Origin of the sequence: Micromonospora echinofusca (assembly GCF_900091445.1) — a bacterium.
GTDB classification, from domain to species: domain Bacteria; phylum Actinomycetota; class Actinomycetes; order Mycobacteriales; family Micromonosporaceae; genus Micromonospora; species Micromonospora echinofusca.
In genome coordinates this window covers 6,778,900-6,794,156 of the sequence record NZ_LT607733.1, presented here as the reverse complement: position 1 = coordinate 6,794,156, position 15,257 = coordinate 6,778,900, and the positions used below count along the sequence as shown (strand labels likewise).

General features: G+C 70.9%; 17 protein-coding genes, 1 tRNA gene and 1 other RNA gene. 10 read left to right on the top strand and 9 right to left on the bottom strand.

What is annotated here, in order from left to right:
• Positions 1-75: 75 nt before the first annotated feature.
• The 3 genes from GA0070610_RS29315 to GA0070610_RS29305 all read right to left on the bottom strand — a co-directional run bounded on the left by GA0070610_RS29315 (position 76) and on the right by GA0070610_RS29305 (position 2,969).
• On the bottom strand, positions 76-1,740 hold the full coding sequence (locus GA0070610_RS29315; protein ID WP_089003015.1) for an ABC transporter substrate-binding protein: 1,665 nt from the start codon (positions 1,738-1,740) through the stop codon (positions 76-78).
• Positions 1,741-2,059: 319 nt separating this feature from the next.
• Complete coding sequence (gene recR, locus GA0070610_RS29310; protein WP_089003014.1) at positions 2,060-2,653, bottom strand: recombination mediator RecR; 594 nt, start codon at positions 2,651-2,653, stop codon at positions 2,060-2,062.
• A gap of 7 nt (positions 2,654-2,660) precedes the next feature.
• Positions 2,661-2,969 (bottom strand): YbaB/EbfC family nucleoid-associated protein, encoded by a 309-nt coding sequence (locus GA0070610_RS29305; RefSeq protein WP_231926256.1) that lies wholly within the window; start codon positions 2,967-2,969, stop codon positions 2,661-2,663.
• Between the two features lie 286 nt (positions 2,970-3,255).
• On the opposite strand from GA0070610_RS29305, the gene GA0070610_RS29300 reads away from it, so the two are divergent.
• Positions 3,256-4,329 (top strand): DUF2332 domain-containing protein, encoded by a 1,074-nt coding sequence (locus GA0070610_RS29300; RefSeq protein ID WP_089003013.1) that lies wholly within the window; start codon positions 3,256-3,258, stop codon positions 4,327-4,329.
• 141 nt (positions 4,330-4,470) lie between these two features.
• Here GA0070610_RS29300 and GA0070610_RS32095 read toward each other — a convergent pair whose 3' ends face one another.
• Together GA0070610_RS32095 and ffs are read right to left on the bottom strand one after the other, a co-directional pair.
• On the bottom strand, positions 4,471-7,329 hold the full coding sequence (locus GA0070610_RS32095; protein ID WP_089003012.1) for a DNA polymerase III subunit gamma and tau: 2,859 nt from the start codon (positions 7,327-7,329) through the stop codon (positions 4,471-4,473).
• Positions 7,330-7,436: 107 nt separating this feature from the next.
• Positions 7,437-7,526, bottom strand: an RNA gene (ffs, locus tag GA0070610_RS29290) — signal recognition particle sRNA small type.
• 82 nt (positions 7,527-7,608) lie between these two features.
• Here ffs and GA0070610_RS29285 point away from each other — a divergent pair.
• The 3 genes from GA0070610_RS29285 to GA0070610_RS29275 all read left to right on the top strand — a co-directional run bounded on the left by GA0070610_RS29285 (position 7,609) and on the right by GA0070610_RS29275 (position 9,197).
• A tRNA-Ser gene (locus GA0070610_RS29285) sits at positions 7,609-7,693 on the top strand.
• Between the two features lie 115 nt (positions 7,694-7,808).
• Positions 7,809-8,240 (top strand): hypothetical protein, encoded by a 432-nt coding sequence (locus GA0070610_RS29280; RefSeq protein ID WP_089003011.1) that lies wholly within the window; start codon positions 7,809-7,811, stop codon positions 8,238-8,240.
• A gap of 156 nt (positions 8,241-8,396) precedes the next feature.
• Positions 8,397-9,197, top strand: a complete 801-nt coding sequence (locus GA0070610_RS29275; protein ID WP_231925852.1) for a sulfite exporter TauE/SafE family protein — start codon at positions 8,397-8,399, stop codon at positions 9,195-9,197.
• 11 nt (positions 9,198-9,208) lie between these two features.
• Here the strand turns inward: GA0070610_RS29275 and GA0070610_RS29270 are convergent, their stop codons facing one another.
• Complete coding sequence (locus tag GA0070610_RS29270) at positions 9,209-9,457, bottom strand: flavin reductase (RefSeq protein ID WP_089003010.1); 249 nt, start codon at positions 9,455-9,457, stop codon at positions 9,209-9,211.
• Positions 9,454-9,924, bottom strand: coding sequence for a hypothetical protein (locus GA0070610_RS29265; RefSeq protein ID WP_089003009.1), 471 nt, complete (start codon positions 9,922-9,924; stop codon positions 9,454-9,456). Before GA0070610_RS29265 ends, GA0070610_RS29270 begins: the two co-directional genes overlap by 4 nt.
• Before the next feature lie 254 nt (positions 9,925-10,178).
• Here GA0070610_RS29265 and GA0070610_RS31835 point away from each other — a divergent pair, with 254 nt between their 5' ends.
• The 6 genes from GA0070610_RS31835 (at position 10,179) to GA0070610_RS29240 (ending at position 13,119) form a co-directional block, all read left to right on the top strand.
• Positions 10,179-10,349, top strand: coding sequence for a helix-turn-helix domain-containing protein (locus GA0070610_RS31835; protein ID WP_331716489.1), 171 nt, complete (start codon positions 10,179-10,181; stop codon positions 10,347-10,349).
• Positions 10,350-10,352: 3 nt separating this feature from the next.
• A complete protein-coding gene (locus GA0070610_RS29260) occupies positions 10,353-10,946 on the top strand; it encodes a DUF5753 domain-containing protein (protein ID WP_331716529.1) in 594 nt (197 codons plus the stop codon).
• Positions 10,937-11,128 carry a DUF397 domain-containing protein gene (locus GA0070610_RS29255; RefSeq protein ID WP_089003008.1) on the top strand — a complete coding sequence of 64 codons (192 nt, stop codon included), beginning with the start codon at positions 10,937-10,939 and terminating at the stop codon, positions 11,126-11,128. Before GA0070610_RS29260 ends, GA0070610_RS29255 begins: the two co-directional genes overlap by 10 nt.
• Positions 11,129-11,374: 246 nt before the next feature.
• Entirely contained in the window at positions 11,375-11,989 is a 615-nt protein-coding gene (locus GA0070610_RS29250) for a hypothetical protein (protein ID WP_089003007.1), read from the top strand.
• Between the two features lie 32 nt (positions 11,990-12,021).
• Positions 12,022-12,516, top strand: coding sequence for a polysaccharide deacetylase family protein (locus GA0070610_RS29245; RefSeq protein WP_089003006.1), 495 nt, complete (start codon positions 12,022-12,024; stop codon positions 12,514-12,516).
• 51 nt (positions 12,517-12,567) lie between these two features.
• Positions 12,568-13,119 carry a DUF5872 domain-containing protein gene (locus tag GA0070610_RS29240; protein WP_089003005.1) on the top strand — a complete coding sequence of 184 codons (552 nt, stop codon included), beginning with the start codon at positions 12,568-12,570 and terminating at the stop codon, positions 13,117-13,119.
• 355 nt (positions 13,120-13,474) lie between these two features.
• Here the strand turns inward: GA0070610_RS29240 and GA0070610_RS32020 are convergent, their stop codons facing one another.
• Both GA0070610_RS32020 and GA0070610_RS29230 read right to left on the bottom strand, forming a co-directional pair.
• The gene (locus GA0070610_RS32020) at positions 13,475-14,068 is read right to left on the bottom strand and encodes a HEPN domain-containing protein (protein WP_089003004.1); all 594 of its coding nucleotides are present in this window, start codon (positions 14,066-14,068) and stop codon (positions 13,475-13,477) included.
• 8 nt (positions 14,069-14,076) lie between these two features.
• Complete coding sequence (locus GA0070610_RS29230) at positions 14,077-15,147, bottom strand: ParA family protein (RefSeq protein WP_197697783.1); 1,071 nt, start codon at positions 15,145-15,147, stop codon at positions 14,077-14,079.
• Positions 15,148-15,257: the final 110 nt, after the last annotated feature.

Below are 15,257 nucleotides of genomic sequence, written 5' to 3'. Positions count from 1 at the left end.
GGCCTCGAAAGGGGTACGGAGGGTCGTGGGCGGGCGCTGCCGAAACAGCGCCCGCCCACGACTCGGAGCGTCAGATCAGGACTTGAACTCGGCGGTGGAGAACCGCTCGTCGGTGAGCGGGCTCGCCTTGACCCCGGTCACGTCCTTGCCGAACACGATCGCCGGCGGCGAGTGCGACACCGGGACACCGGGCAGGAAGTCCATGATGGCCTTGTTCAGGGCCTTGTACTTCTCGGTCCGGGCCGCCGCGTCGGCGGTGGTGTCGGCGTCCTTGAACTGGGCGAACAGGGCCGGGTTGTTGAAGCCCCACTCGTCCTTCGGCCGGTCGAAGAAGGTGCCGATGAAGTTGTACGCGTCGCCGTAGTCACCGGTCCAGCCGAGGAAGTGGATGTCGTGCTTGGCGCCGGAGGTGGTGGCGTTCAGGTAGTCCGGGCTCCACTTGAGCGGGATGGCCTGGACGGTGATGCCGACCGCCTTGAGGTCCGCCGAGAGCAGCTCGAAGATGTCCTTCGGGTTCGGCATGTACGGCCGGGTGACCTCGGTCGGGTAGTGGAACCGCAGGGTCAGGTTCGTCGCGCCGGCCTCGGCCAGCAGCGCCTTCGCCTTCGCCGGGTCGTAGTTGTACTTGGTGACGTCGCCGTTCCAGCCCTCGACGGTGTCCGGCAGGAAGTTCTCGGCGACCTTGGCGCCCGGGGGCAGCTTCGAGTCGACCAGGGCCTGCCGGTTCAGCGCGTGCGCGATGGCCTGGCGGACCTTCACGTCGGCGAGCTTCGGGTTCCCCTTCTGGTTGATGGCCAGGTAGAGGATGTTGAACGCCGGACGGGTCAGGACGTTGAAGCCCTCGCCCTTCAGCGGCTCGACGTCGGCCGGGCCGACCAGGTCGTAGCCCTGGATGTCGCCGGAGCGCAGCGCCTGCTTGCGCGCGTTCTCGTCGGAGATGGTCTTGTAGATGAGGGTCTTCAGCTTCGCCTTGTTGCCGGCGTAGTCCTCGTTGCGCTCCAGGGTCAGCGTCTTGTTGGCGACGTCCCAGGTCTTGAACTTGAACGGACCGGTGCCGGTCGGGTGCTCCGTGGCGTACGCCGGGTACTTGATGTCCTCGGCGGTGCCGCCCACGTTGCTGGCGTCGTACTTCTCCAGCGCGGTCGGGCTGTGCATCGAGAACGACGGCAGCATCAGCGCGGCCGGGATCTTGCTGGAGACCCGGGTGAAGGCCAGGTCGACCGTGGTGGCGTCCTTGGCGGTGCAGGACTTGAAGAGGCTCGGCGGCAGCTCCGCGCTCTCGTTCTTGGCGAAGCCGCCCATGACGTCCTGCCAGTAGGCGGTCACGTCCGGGCTCTGCATGAGGCCCTTGGCGTTGTACCAGCGGTCGAAGTTCTTGCAGACCGCCTCGGCGTTGAATTCGGTGCCGTCGTGGAACTTCACGCCGGAGCGCAGCTTGAAGGTCCAGGTGGTGCCCGCGGCGTCCGGGGTCCAGGACTCGGCCAGGCCGGGGGTGACCTTGGTGCCACCCTCCTCCGGACGGACCAGCGTCTCGAAGACCTGACGCGCCACGCGCAGCGACTCACCGTCGCTGGCGAAGCTAGGGTCGAGCACCTTCGGGTCTCCGGCTACGCCGAAGACGAGGGTGTCCTTCTTGCTACCGCCGGAACTGTCATCGCGGTCGCTCTCGGCGCAGCCTGCTACCGCGAGGGCCGCGACCGCGACGGCCGCGATCGCGACCTTCGGCCTGGATGCACGCATGGGTGCTTCACCTCGTCCTTGGGGTTACGGACAATCGTGGTGACAGGGGTCACCGATCGCCGTGACCTTAGCCGTCGTTCGGACCGGCGGGAAACCTTCGCGGAACCGGTTGGTACCGGATCGTGTCTTAACCGATGCGGCCCGCCGCAGAGGCCGTTCCGGACCGCCATCATAGGGGTGCAATGTCCGGTTTGACCGATGCGGATTTGTTACATCGATCGTCGCCAGCATCGCCCACATGTCAGAACCCACAGTGGACGCGCGGGCGCCCGTACGACGATGGCCGGCACCGCGATCCGGTACCGGCCATGACGGGAACTCAGACGGCGCGACGGCCCTCGAAGGCCCGGCCGAGCGTGATCTCGTCGGCGTACTCCAGGTCGCCGCCGACCGGCAGGCCGCTCGCCAACCGGGTCACCGAGATGCCCATCGGCTTGACCATCAGCGCCAGGTACGTCGCCGTCGCCTCGCCCTCGGTGTTCGGGTCGGTGGCCAGGATCAGCTCCCGCACCGTGCCGTCGCTGAGCCGGGCCATCAGCTCGCGGATGCGCAGATTGTCCGGCCCGATCCCCTCCAGCGGGTTGATCGCCCCGCCGAGCACGTGGTAGCGGCCCCGGAACTCGCCGGTGCGCTCGATCGCCACCACGTCCTTGGGCTCCTCGACCACGCAGAGCACCTCGTCGGTGCGGCGCGGGTCCCGGCAGATCCGGCACCGGTCGGACTCGGCCACGTTGTAGCAACTGGTGCAGAACCGCACCAGCTCCTTGACCTTGCGCAACGCCCCGGCCAGCCGGTTGACGTCGGCCGGGTCGGCGGACAGGACGTGGAACGCGATCCGCTGGGCACTCTTCGGGCCCACGCCCGGCAGCCGCCCCAACTCGTCGATCAGGTCCTGGATGGCGCCCTCGTACATCTGTCGCTCAGAAACCGGGCAGGCCGAGGCCGCCCATGCCGCCGGTGACCGGGCCCATCTTCTGCTCGGTCAGCTCCCGCGCCGCCTCGGCCGCGTTGTGCATGGCCGCGACGACCAGGTCCTCCAGGGTCTCCACGTCCTCCGGGTCGACCGCCTTCGGGTCGATCTTGATCGACTTCAGCTCGCCGGTGCCGGCGACGGTCGCGGTCACCAGGCCACCGCCGGCGGTGCCGGTCAGCTCCGCCTCGGCGAGCTCGGCCTGCGCCTTGGCGATCTGCTGCTGCATCTTCTGCGCCTGCTTCAGCATCTGCTGCATGTTCGGCTGTCCACCTGGGCGCACGGATGGCTCCTTCTCGCACTCGTCTGCTCGGCCGCCGCTCAGCCTATCCGCTGTGAGCAGCCTCGCCCCGCCCGGTGCTTCCCTCGCGGCGGGTCCGGGCGCACGATCACGGGACCATGTCGAGAAGCCCGGCGGCGGACTCCGGCGCACCCTCACGGGACCCTGTCGAAGACCCGGCGGCGGGCGCGGGGCGCACGCTCACGGAACCCTTCTCGAAGACCCGGCGGCGGCCACGTCGCACACGACCGGACGGAGGTGGTGGATGTCCCGGGAACAGGCCGCGGCGGCCATCGAACGGCAGGCGCGGGCCTGCGCGGCCATGGACGCCGGCCTCTACGCCGACCTGCTGACGCGCGCCGCCGCAGACGTCCGGGCCGGCGGTCCGTGCGCCACCGTCATCACGGGGTACGAGGACGCGCCCGCCGACGACGTCGTGTCGCTTCGCCTGCTCGGCGGCGTACACGCGCTGGTGCTCTCCGGCCGGGCGCCGGAGCTGGCCCGGTTCTATCCCAGCGCCGGCGGGGCGTACCGGCCGGCGGACGCCCCCGCCTGCTGGACCGCGTTCCGCACGGTCGTCGAGGCCGAGCACGACACGCTGCGCCGCTGGCTGCGCCGACCGCCCCAGACCAACGAGGTGGGCCGGGCCAACCTGCTGCTCGCCGGGCTGCTGCACGCCGTGCACGAGGCGGGCGGGCTGCCGGTACGCCTGGTCGAGCTGGGCGCCAGCGGCGGGCTGAACCTGCGCGCCGACGAGTTCCGCGTCGAGGCCGCCGGCTTCGCCTGGGGCCCGGCCGACTCCCCGGTGCGGCTGCCGGACGCCTGGCGGGGCGGAGCGCCCGACTGGCTGCGGGAGGCGGCCGGCACGTACCCGAAGCTGACCGTCGTGGAGCGCATCGGCTGCGACCTCACCCCGCTCGACCCGGGCGACCCCGACGACGCGCTCGCGCTGCGGGCGTACGTCTGGCCGCAGCACACCGCCCGCGCGGCCCGGCTGACCGGCGCGCTGGAGCTGGCCCGGCGGCTGCCGGCCCGGGTCGTCGCGGCGGGGGCGGCCGACTTCCTCGCCGGGATCACCCCGCGCCCCGGCACGCTGACCGTCGTGTGGCACTCGGTGATGCGGCAGTACGTGCCAGCCGAGGAGTGGGCGCGGGTCACCACCGAACTGGACCGGCTGGCCGCCGCCGGCAGCGCCGACGCGCCGGTAGCCCACCTGTCCTTCGAGCCCCACCCCCGGGAGGCCCGCAACGCCTTCGAGCTGCGCGCCCGGCTCGGCAGAGGGGCGGAACGGCTCCTGGCGGAGGCACACCCGCACGGCCTCCCGGCCTGGCCCACCTGACGACCCACCGGGCCGCGCCTACCGCGCCCGGTACGCCATCGCTGGAGATCTTGGTACCTGAGCGCCCCCGGAGGGGCCGTTCCGTACCAAGATCTGCCGCGATTCGCCTTGGGGTGGCGGGGCCGTGCTGCGGCGGGTCGGCTAGCGGGCGTCGACCTCGTCGATCTTTTCGGCGCCGAACGCCTCGCGGAGCAGCCGTACCGCCTGTTCCTCGCTGGACTCGCGCGCGGTCTTCTCGTCGATGACCTCGTCCAGCGGCTCGTCGCCCGGGTCGAAGCCCTCGAAGTTCGGAGCCGCCGGCGCGGCGCCGCCGGGGCGTCCCCCGCCGCCGCGCAGCGGGCCGTCGAAGTCCGGGTCGTACGGCGGCTCGCCGGCCCAGTCGGCGTCCGCGGTCTTCCGGGCCGCCTGCCCGGTACGCGGACCACGTCCCGCCGCAGCCGCCCGCGCCGCCGCGATCGCGCTGCTCACCGGGGGACTGGCGGGCGCGGCCTGCTGCGGAGCCGCCGAGGGGGCGGCCGGCTTCGGTACGGCCGACACCGCACCAGCCGTCGGTGCGGAGGCCGATGCGCTGCCCGTCGCCGCGCCGGTCGTCGAGCTGGCGGTGGGCGTGCCGCCCGGCCGAGCCGGTTCCGGCCAGTCGTCCGCGCCTCCGGCCGCGCCACCCGGGCGGGCCGGTTCGGGCCAGTCCTCGGCCTCGTCAGCGGCGGGAGCACCGCCGGGCCCCGCCGCACCAGCGTCGGAGGCGGGCCGGGTCACCTGCCCCTGGCCGCCCGCATCTCCACGCGAACCGCTGGTGCCACCAGACCCACCGGCCGCACCACCGAGGCCACCCGTGCCAACCGAACCGTTCGAAGCACCTGGACCGCTCGGGCCATCCGTGCCCGTCCGTCCGCTCGGACCGCCTGGACCGGCTGAGCCGCTCGGACCGCCCGGACCGGCTGAGCCGCTCGGACCGCCCGGACCGGCTGAGCCGCTCGGACCGCCCGGACCGGCTGAGCCGCTCGGACCGCCCGGACCGGCTGAGCTGCTCGGACCGCCTGGACCGCTCGGACCGCCCGGACCGGCTGGATCGCCCGTGCCGGCATGGCCTCTCGCGCCGGCTGGGTCGCCCGTGCCGCCCGGGTTGCCGGGCATGCCGCTGCCGGCCGGGCCGGCACCGCCCCGGTCCTGGTGGGTGGGGGCCGCCGACGGCGGGGACGCCGGGCGGGCCGGAGCGGTGGAACGGGACGAGCCACCGAGTGACGCGCCACCCCGCTCGCCAGCCACCTCGCAGCGGATCTGCCAGCGGCCGCCGAACTCCTCGTACAGCACCTCGGCCAGCACCGAGGTGTGGTTGCCCATCATCTGCGCGAGCACCGGCGACTTGACGGTCAGCACCAGGGTGTCGCCGTCCACGTCGCGGACCACCGCGTCGCGCATCAGCGCGGCGGCCGGCTTCTTGATCCGGTTGACCTTCGCGACGATGTCCGGCCAGACCCGGCGCACCGCGACGGCGTCCAGGGGGCCTGCCGGAGCCGCGCCGGGGCGGGGCGGGGTGGGGGTGGCCGGGTCGGGCATCACCGCCGAGGCCGGCACCGGGCGGCGGGAGGGAGCATCGGCGGGCGCGCCCACCGGCTCCGTGGCGCCCGGGGCTGCCTGCGCCGCACGGGAACCGGTGGCGGCCAGAGCCGCCGCGCGGGCGGCAGCGGCGCCGGACGGGGCGCCGGCAGCCGCCGGCGGGCCGGCGGGCGACGGGTCGGGCGCGGCGGCAGCCGCGGTCGGGGCGGGAGTGTCGGGGCGTACGGGAGGAGGAGCGGCGACCGGCGCGGGGCCGGCGGCGGCCGGCGGCGCGTCGGTGCCGACGAGGGTGAGCCGGCGCTCCATGCGTTCGAGGCGCTGGAGCAGGCCGCCGGTGCTGTCGTCGGCGCCGGGCAGCAGCATCCGGGCGCAGATCAGCTCCAGCAGCAGCCGGGGCGCGGTGGTGCCGCGCATCTCCACCAGGCCGTTGTGCACGATGTCGGCGCAGCGGGACAGCGTCGCCGGGCCGAGCCGCTGGGCCTGGGCGGCCATCCGCTCGATCTGGTCGGCCGGGCCGTCGATCAGGCCCTTGGCGACGGCGTCGGGCACCTGCTGGAGCACGATCAGGTCACGCAGCCGCTCCAGCAGGTCGGAGGCGAACCGGCGCGCGTCGTGCCCGGCCTCGGCGACGCGGTCGACGGTCGCGTACGCCGTCGCGCCGTCGCCGGCGGCCAGCGCGTCACACATCTCGTCGATGAGGGCGGCGTCGGTCACGCCGAGCAGGGCGGCGGCCCGGGAGTAGGTGACCCCCTCCGGCCCGGCCCCGGCGATGAGCTGGTCGAGCACGGAGAGGCTGTCCCGGGCGCTGCCGCCGCCGGCGCGCACCACCAGCGGGAAGACCGCCGGCTCGACGGCGACGCCCTCGGCCTCGCAGAGCTGCTCCAGGTAGGGCCGGAGCACCTTCGGCGGGATCAGCCGGAACGGGTAGTGGTGGGTCCGCGACTTGATCGTGCCGAGGACCTTCTCCGGCTCGGTGGTCGCGAAGATGAACTTGACGTACTCCGGCGGCTCCTCGACCAGCTTGAGCAGGGCGTTGAAGCCGGCCGACGAGACCATGTGCGCCTCGTCGATGACGTAGATCTTGAAGCGGCTCTTGGCCGGCGCGAAGATCGCCTTCTCGCGCAGCTCGCGGGCGTCGTCGACGCCGCCGTGGCTGGCCGCGTCGATCTCCAGTACGTCGATCGAGCCGCCGTCGGTGGCCAACTCGCGGCACGACTCGCACTGCCCGCACGGCTCCGGGGTGGGCCCCTGCTCGCAGTTGAGCGAGCGGGCGAGGATCCGGGCGCTGGAGGTCTTGCCGCAGCCGCGTGGGCCGGAGAAGAGGTAGGCATGGTTGAGCCGCCCGCTGCGCAGCGCCTGCGACAGCGGCTCGGTGACGTGCTCCTGCCCGATGACCTCGGCGAAGGTGCGCGGCCGGTACTTGCGGTAGAGCGCCAGTGCCACTCGTCCCGCCTCCTCTCGACCGAGCCATTCTGCGCCGGTCGGGCGCGGGTGACCACCCACCACCCCGTGACCTGACCCGCAGGGACGTTACCGGGACCCGGAGACAAAAAGGCCTCCCGTGCACCCGGCAGAGCCCGCTTATCCTTGCTGCCTTCCGGCCCTGGGGAGGTTCACGAGATACCGCCGCACGGGAGGTACCGCCAACCCTACCCGACGCCGCATCGATCTTCAGGGGGTGGTGGGGTGGCCCACCCGCCGGGGACCTGTATCCTCGTCTGCGGAGGATTCGCCTAGAGGCCTAGGGCGCACGCTTGGAAAGCGTGTTGGGTTAACACCCTCACGAGTTCGAATCTCGTATCCTCCGCTCGCTGAGCAGCACGAACGCGAGGGCCGACCCCATCGGGGGGCGGCCCTCGCGCCGTTTCTGCCGGGCGTCGGCCGCGAGAGCGGCAACGCCGACGAAAGGTAGAAGATCCCGGGTGAGCGAGCGGGCGACCGACCCGGAGTTCGACGAATGCGACTGCCCAGCGAAGGTCGACGCGGCACTGGAGCGTACTGAGCCCGGGGCCGGGCCGGCGCTTCTCTGGCTGGTGCTGGACGAGTTCCACCCGCCCGCCGTCGTCCTTCCCCGGATCAAGCGCGGGCTCCGGTCGCGGGATGCGCAGACCAGGGCGAACGCGTTGCAGTCGCTGGGTCACTTCGGGCGCCTGCACCGCAACGTCGATGTCGAGTCGCTGGCCCTGCTCCGGGGCGCGCTGCGCGACCGCACTCCGCTCGGCGGCTACCAACTGCGCGGCTACGCCGACAACGCGGCGGACGACATCGGCATGTTCGTGCCCCGGCACCGCCTGCCCCGCTGGCTGCGCCGCCGCCACGCCGGGCCCTGGCGACCGCGCCGGCTGCGAAGGTGAACGGCGACGACGAAGCCACTGACCACGGCGTGATCCCTGCCGCACGTCGATCAACGGGCACGACTCCCGTCCTACGCTGACAGCCGCATTCGACAGCGACAACCGGGCGGCGGCGACCTGCGGGCGACGACCGGCCCGGGGAGAGCGCGGACACAAGTGGACGCAACACTGAACGTCGCCGAAGGGCTGGCGGTGCTGGCCGCCGGGGTCGCGGCGGGCGCCATCAACGCGGTAGTGGGCTCGGGCACGCTGGTGACCTTCCCGGTCCTGCTCTCCCTCGGCTATCCGCCGGTGGTGGCGAACGTGTCCAACACCGTCGGGCTGGTGCCGGGCTCGTTCACCGCGGCGTACGCCTATCGCCGGGAGCTGGCCGGGCACGGCAGCCTGCTGACCCGCCTCGGCGTCGCCGCCGTGCTCGGCGGGGTCACCGGCGGCGTACTGCTGCTGCTCCTGCCGCCCGGCGCCTTCCGGGCCATCGTGCCGGCGCTGATCGTCCTGGCGTTGGTGCTCGTGGTGGTGCAGCCGCGACTGGCGCGGGCGTTGGACCGCCGGCGGCCGGTCGCGGACGACGCGGGCGCGCCGTCGGCGGGCGGTCGGGCGGTACGGCGCGCGGGGCCGCTGCTGCTGCTCGGCGTCTTCGCCACCGGGGTGTACGGCGGCTACTTCGGTGCCGCCCAGGGAGTGCTGCTGCTGGGGCTGCTCGGGGTGCTGCTCTCCACCGACCTGCGCTGGGTCAACGGGGTGAAGAACGTGCTCGCCGGCCTGGTCAACGCGGTCGCGGCGGTCCTGTTCGTGGTCGTGGGAAACGTGGCGTGGCAGCCGGCGCTGCTGATCGCGGTCGGCTCCGTGGCGGGCGGCCTGGTTGGCGGCCGGTGGGGACGCCGGCTCCCGCCGGTGGCACTGCGCGCCATCATCGTGCTGGTCGGGCTCGCCGCCCTGGTCAACCTACTGCTCTGACCGAAGTGCGCTCAGCCGCGCGGGCGGGCCCAGGAGAGGAAGCGGTCGGCGAGCCGGGCCGGGCTCACGTCGGCGTCGAGCGTGGCGAGTTGCGTGGCGGCCTCGGCCTGGAGGGTCGCCAGGTGGACGGTGAGCGCGGCGCGGTCGTGGCGGTACTCGCCGAGCAGCCGCAGCTTCGCCGCCGAGCAGGGCCAGGCGATGCCGCACGCCCGGCACCGCCACGTGGGCCGGGTCGGAACGTGCTCACGGCGGCGCCTCACCGCGCCGCCGACCCGGCCGAGCCGACCCGGCCCGCCCCGGCCCGCGAAGCCCCGGACGCATCAGCCCGGGAAGCCCCGGGTGCCCCGGCCCGCGAACCTCCGGGCGCATCGGCGGGGGAAGCACCAGCACCGGGGGCGTCGGTGGCGAGCACCCGGGCCCGGTCGACGCGGATCGAGGCGAAGCGCTCCCGGGGGCGGACGGTGCCGTCGGGGTCCACCTGGTGGCCGCGTACCTCGGCCCAGAGCCGGTCCTCGAACGGGCCGACGCTCAGCACCTCGGTGATCCGCAGCGTCAGCGGGCCCTCTCCGAAGCGGTAGGCGTCGTCGGGGACGCGGATGGTCGTACCGGCGGGCCAGGGCGTCGGCCGGCCCCGGGCGGGAGCGGCGGGCGGGGGCGGATCGTGGCGGTCGACCGGGCAGCGGGGATTGCCCCGAGGCTCAGCGGCGGGGGCGCGGCGGGCTGGCACGGGCAGGACCTCCTTGGTGGAGTCGAGCGGGACTCGCCCCAGGCGTTCCAGGAAAGGGGCGGGCCGTAGGGCTGGAGCGGGGCCGCCCCGCCCTCCCCGCCGGGGCGGCCCCGCGACTGACGCCGACCGCCGGGCTCGCTCGCCTCCACCGGCCGCGCCGTCTTCGTCACCCCAACTTGCCGTGCATGTGCAGACAGATACACCCCGTAGCGCTATGGTCGCCAGATATTCGAGACATCCGATGGGAGGAGCCCGTGAACGATGCGCTCCGGGTGGCGCTCAGCGACACCGGGCACACGATCGAATCCCTCGCCGAGACCGTCGGCGTCGATCCGAAGACGGTCGGGCGATGGCTGACCGAGGACCGCATCCCGCATGCCAGGCACCGGTTGACGGCGGCGGAGGCCCTCCGCCGGGACGTGTAGGACATCTGGCCGGACACTTCGAGACGTCGTGACCCCATCTGGTTTCGTCCGTGGCAGGAGATCGAGCGCGAGGCGGTGTCGCTGCGGTCGTACCAATCGGTGGTGTTGCCGGGCCTGCTCCAGACCGAGGCGTACGCGCGGGCCGTGCTGACCGGCGGCGGCCTGTTCCCCCGGGGCGACGTCGAGCGGCACCTGGCCGCCCGGCTCGCCCGCCAGGGCATCCTGCGGCAGGACGAACCGCCGCAGTTCACGGCCGTGATCGACGAGGCGGTGCTGCGCCGCCCGGTCGGCGGCCGGGCCACCATGCGTGAGCAGCTCCGGGCCGTCGTCGACGCCTGCGCCGAGCCGCACGTGCGGGTGCACGTCGTGCCGTCGTCGGTCGGCGCCTACGCGGGCCTGAACGGGCCATTCGTGATCGCCAGCAGCCACGACCACCGGATCGCCGGCTACCTCGACAACCAACTCCAGGGCCAACTGGTTAGCGATCCCGCGGACATCGCCGCCATGATGGCTGCGTGGGAGAACGTGCGCGGCGAGGCGCTGGCCCACTGGCAGTCGGTCGATCTCATCACGGAAGTGGCGGAGACATGGAGCTGAACGGCGCGCGGTGGCGCAAGAGCAGCCGCAGCAGCGGCAACGGCGGCGACTGCGTCGAGGTCGCCGACAACCTGCCCGGCGTCGTCGCGGTACGCGACTCGAAGGACCCGGCCGGCCCGGCGCTCGTCTTCGCACCGGCGGCGTGGCGCGCGTTCGTCGCCACCATGGCCGAGCGCCCCTGACCCGAGCCCGTCCGCGGCAGACGCGCCTGGCACGGACTCGCTGCACGACCCGGTCGCGGCCCGCCACCTCTCCGCCTGCCCGACTTCCCCTGCCGAAGGCCGCGTCGCGCCCCGACGGAGGACCCGAAGCGCGAGATCACGGGGCGGTGCCGGAAGGGGACGATTGGGTACGGTGCGGAAAGCGGCGGAGGCGGAATTCGTCGTACACATGTTCCATCCACAGGCTGTGGACGGCGGAGGGCTCCGATGGCTTACCAGCTCAGCGCGGTCGTCGCGGACGCCGAGCTGCTCCGCGAGCACACCGCCGACCTCGACCACGCGGTCCTCGGCGAGCTGCGGCAGGACTTCGCGCTGCTGCCGGTCACCCCGCAACTGGTCGAGGAGCTGACCGGCGCGCTGCCCGACTTCTCCGTGGCGGCACGCTCGCCCGAGGAGCCCTTCCACCTCACGCTCTCCGCTCCCCTCACCGAGGTTCTCGCGCGGTGGTCGCGGTCGGGACCGATGGCGTACGCGGAGGCGGAGTTCTTCGGCGGCGCCGGCTACCAGTCGGCGGTGGTGTGGCTCGGCGGCCGGGTGAGCTGGGGCCCGGCGTTCGACCACCTCTTCGACGGTCCGCGCGCCCAGTGGCCGCTGAACGCGGCGCTCACCCGGCTCGGGGTGGAGCCCGGCGCGTGGATCGACCCGTTCGCCGAGCTGGGCCTGCACGTCGAGCGGAGCACCGCCGGCTGGCTGGCGCACGGACGCCGGCGGCTGAGCGCCGACTACTGGGACGAGCTGGCCGAGGAGTGGGAAAACCGGCAATCTGCGGGCGGGCAGCAACCTGAGCGCCCCGGTCCCGTTGGGGACTGGGGGATCCCATGAAATTGCGACAATTTGGCTTTATCGCCGCACTGATGACGGCTGCCTGGGTTTCGGGCAGTGGCGTGCACCCGCCGTTGCGCGAGTTGGACGGGCGGCCCGTCGGGGCCGTCGAGGTGGTCGACCTCAACGGCCTGCGCGACATCGAGTTCGGCGACACCGAGGACGAGCTGACCCGGCGGGGCATCCTGCGCTCCGACGTCGACGCCTGCGGCCCGGCGCTGGCCGGGTACGACACGACCAGCCCCATCTTCGTCGACGACCGGCTGGTGCTGCTCTGGCTCGGCGAGGCGACCCGCACCCCGCGGGGAGTCACCGCCGGCATGCCGGTCGAGGAGGTCCGCACCCGCTACCCGTCCGCCCGGGAGCTGGACGCTCCACAGGGGACGTACCGGCTCGACGGGCTGCTCGCCCGGCAGGGCGACCGGGCGTACCTCTTCCTGCACGACGGGCGGGCGGTAAAGAAGATCATCGCCGGGTACGCCGACTGGGCCCAGCGCCTCTTCGACGAGGGCCACAGCCCCTGCTGAGCCCCGCGCAGGCCTGACGCATGGGGGCCGTGAGGTGGGGTAACCGCCGGCATGGCGCGGTACACGAAGCCCGAACTCCGGGAGCAGATCAAGGAAGAGGTCAAGGCCTCCGACAAGGGCGGCCGGCCGGGACAGTGGTCGGCACGCAAGTCGCAGCTGGTCACCCAGGAGTACAAGAAGCGCGGCGGGGGCTTCGTCGGCCCGAAGGACGAACGGCAGAAGTCCCTCCAGCGCTGGGGCGGCGAGCACTGGCAGACCAGGGAGGGCGACACCCGGGCGCGGCACGGCGACGAGACCAGCCGCTACCTGCCCGAACAGGCCTGGAAGGAACTCTCCGAGAAGGAGAGGCGGGCGACCGACGCCAAGAAGCGAAAGGAGTCGAAGTCCGGCAAGCAGTTCGTGGCGAACATCGGACCGGCCAAACGCGCGCGCCGCAACGCCACGTCTGCCGAGCAGTTGTCGGAGCTGCCGGTCGCCGAGGCGGCCAAGCTCGTCCGCGACCTCGACAAGGGCCAACTGAAGTCGGCCCTGCGCCGCGAACGCGACGGCAAGTCCCGCAAGACCCTCATCACCCGCCTGGAAAAGGAACTGACCCGCCGCTGACCGCCCCACCCCCGCATAGGACGATCATGCACTTGTGGTGAGGAACAGATGCCTGTTCGCCCCTTTCGCGGGGCACCACAAGCGGAACGCCCGGCTGATCCTTGCGGATCTGCCGGGCGTTTGCGCTGTTCACGAGCGGTGGCGGCGGGATTTGAACCCGCGGAGGGCGTAAACCCTCACACGCTTTCGAGTTCTGCGACCCGCCGTACAGCTACCGTCAGCCCCGTACACGACCAGGGCTTTTCCTCCCCTACGGCCCTTCGCGGAAGGGACCGTACGCCGACGAATGAGACCACGACTGAGACCACACACCCTGGAAGTTCAGCAGCCCTGGCCTCTGCCAGGTGGTTGATCTCTACCAGGAGATATTTCCGTTATAGGTGCTCTTGATATGCCTGCTGATCCCTTGATCTGTAACCTTGACAAGGTGAGTAAAGAGCGCTATTACCATCCCAGTTGCGGGCGCTGTCAGATTTGGCGCGCCCTTCGAGTCACAGTTCCACGAATATTGTCGCGTGGGATACCCGTGGGCGAAGCTGTGCCGCACTTGCAAAATCTCATCCAATCGCTCCCTAGTCGCGGGACCACTTAGCCGGCGAGCCGGCCAGTTCCAGTCATTGATTGGATCGAAACCCGTCCACTGGAAGAGCAACTCTCGGGAGTTCTTCGCGTTAGGAGTATTGAATTTCTTAAGATCAGCCTCCGCGCGGCTAATCGCAATCTGATGAAGTGCGGTGAATTTGGGCTGCAGAGGATCTGCAATCTCAGCAAAGAATGCTCGGACCACTGACTCGATGTATGCCTCCCATGCGGCAACGGATGCCGCCAATGAGGCGTGATATTGAACCTGCCTTTGCTTGCGGGAAAACAGAGCCGCCCGCCCCTTAAGGCAAAGCAGTTCCGCTCGTGAGATGGCGTCCGTGAACTTGACCCGCGCGGGTGAAGGCATGAAATGACCTACAGTGCGTCGACAAACTTCTCCAATGCTTCCCTGTAGCGGTCCAACGGCTCCTTATTGACCTGAACGAAATCCACGCCCGCCAGCTTTCGTGGACCCGCGACAAGCTTGTCTAGCGGGGTCCCCGTCATAGCCGACACAATGCACGCGCTGTGATAGTCCGGCACGGTGATAAATGATTTGCTGGGCTTTACGCCGGAGTTCGCGAAAATTGATCGATGCCGCTGATGGATACCCTCTAGCGTTCTTTCGATGGTGCTTGCTACCGCTTGGAATGCACGCGAGGGTTTCCCATCATATAGAGTGACTCGGTTGCTAACGAAGGTGTGCAGCAGGGGAACTTCGACCTGCTCTTCCTTCGCTCGCTTGGAGAAGTTGATGCGAGAGTAGGCGGCTACATGTTGGTCACCAATGCCGTAGGCCAACGCCACTACGTTCTCAATTGCTCGCCGCGAGCTGTCGTCAGCAGTAAAGGGCACAACGATGTTTCGCGTAGCAGCAAGGCCGAGTTGGGTGTAAATCGCGAAGCTCGGGTTGCAGTCAACCATAAAGACCGAGTCGCGGTCGCCGCTGCGCAGGCTCAGTGCGAAGGTAAGATCCTTGACCCACTCAATAACCTGCTTCCAGGCGTCAGTGGGAATTGACAGCTGCGAGGTTTGTCGAATTGCCTCAGACAGAATTTCTAGCAGATTGTCGCCGCAGATAAGATATAGGTTATCGGGCACGTTTTTGTTGTACTTCACCGGACGGGTGATGAACGGGCTGACATCGTCTAGCTGCCTGAAGGGCGAACTCAACCGCGACTCCAGGTAGCCGGCAATGGTTCTGCGAGGATTACCGCCGGTCAGCTTGCCTAGAACCGCTGGGCTCGACTCGTAGCCCCCTAGCAGCGTCTCACTCACGTTGCCCTGTGGACATAGGTCAATCACGTACACGTCGGTTTCTGGATAGCGGCGCGCGTACTCGCATGAGGCAATGAAGCACAGGTAGCTCTTGCCGACGCCGCCTTTGTTGTTCCAGAATGCATAAGAATTCAACGTTGCCGTCCTGTGGGCCAGAGGGGTAATCATCCTATCACCCTCGACGGGTTAGGGGCGGGGCAATAATCCGTGCAGCCACCGTTCTTGCTAAGGGATGTCTCGTAACCCCGGTGTCTGTCCGTTGAGGATGGTCGGTCAAG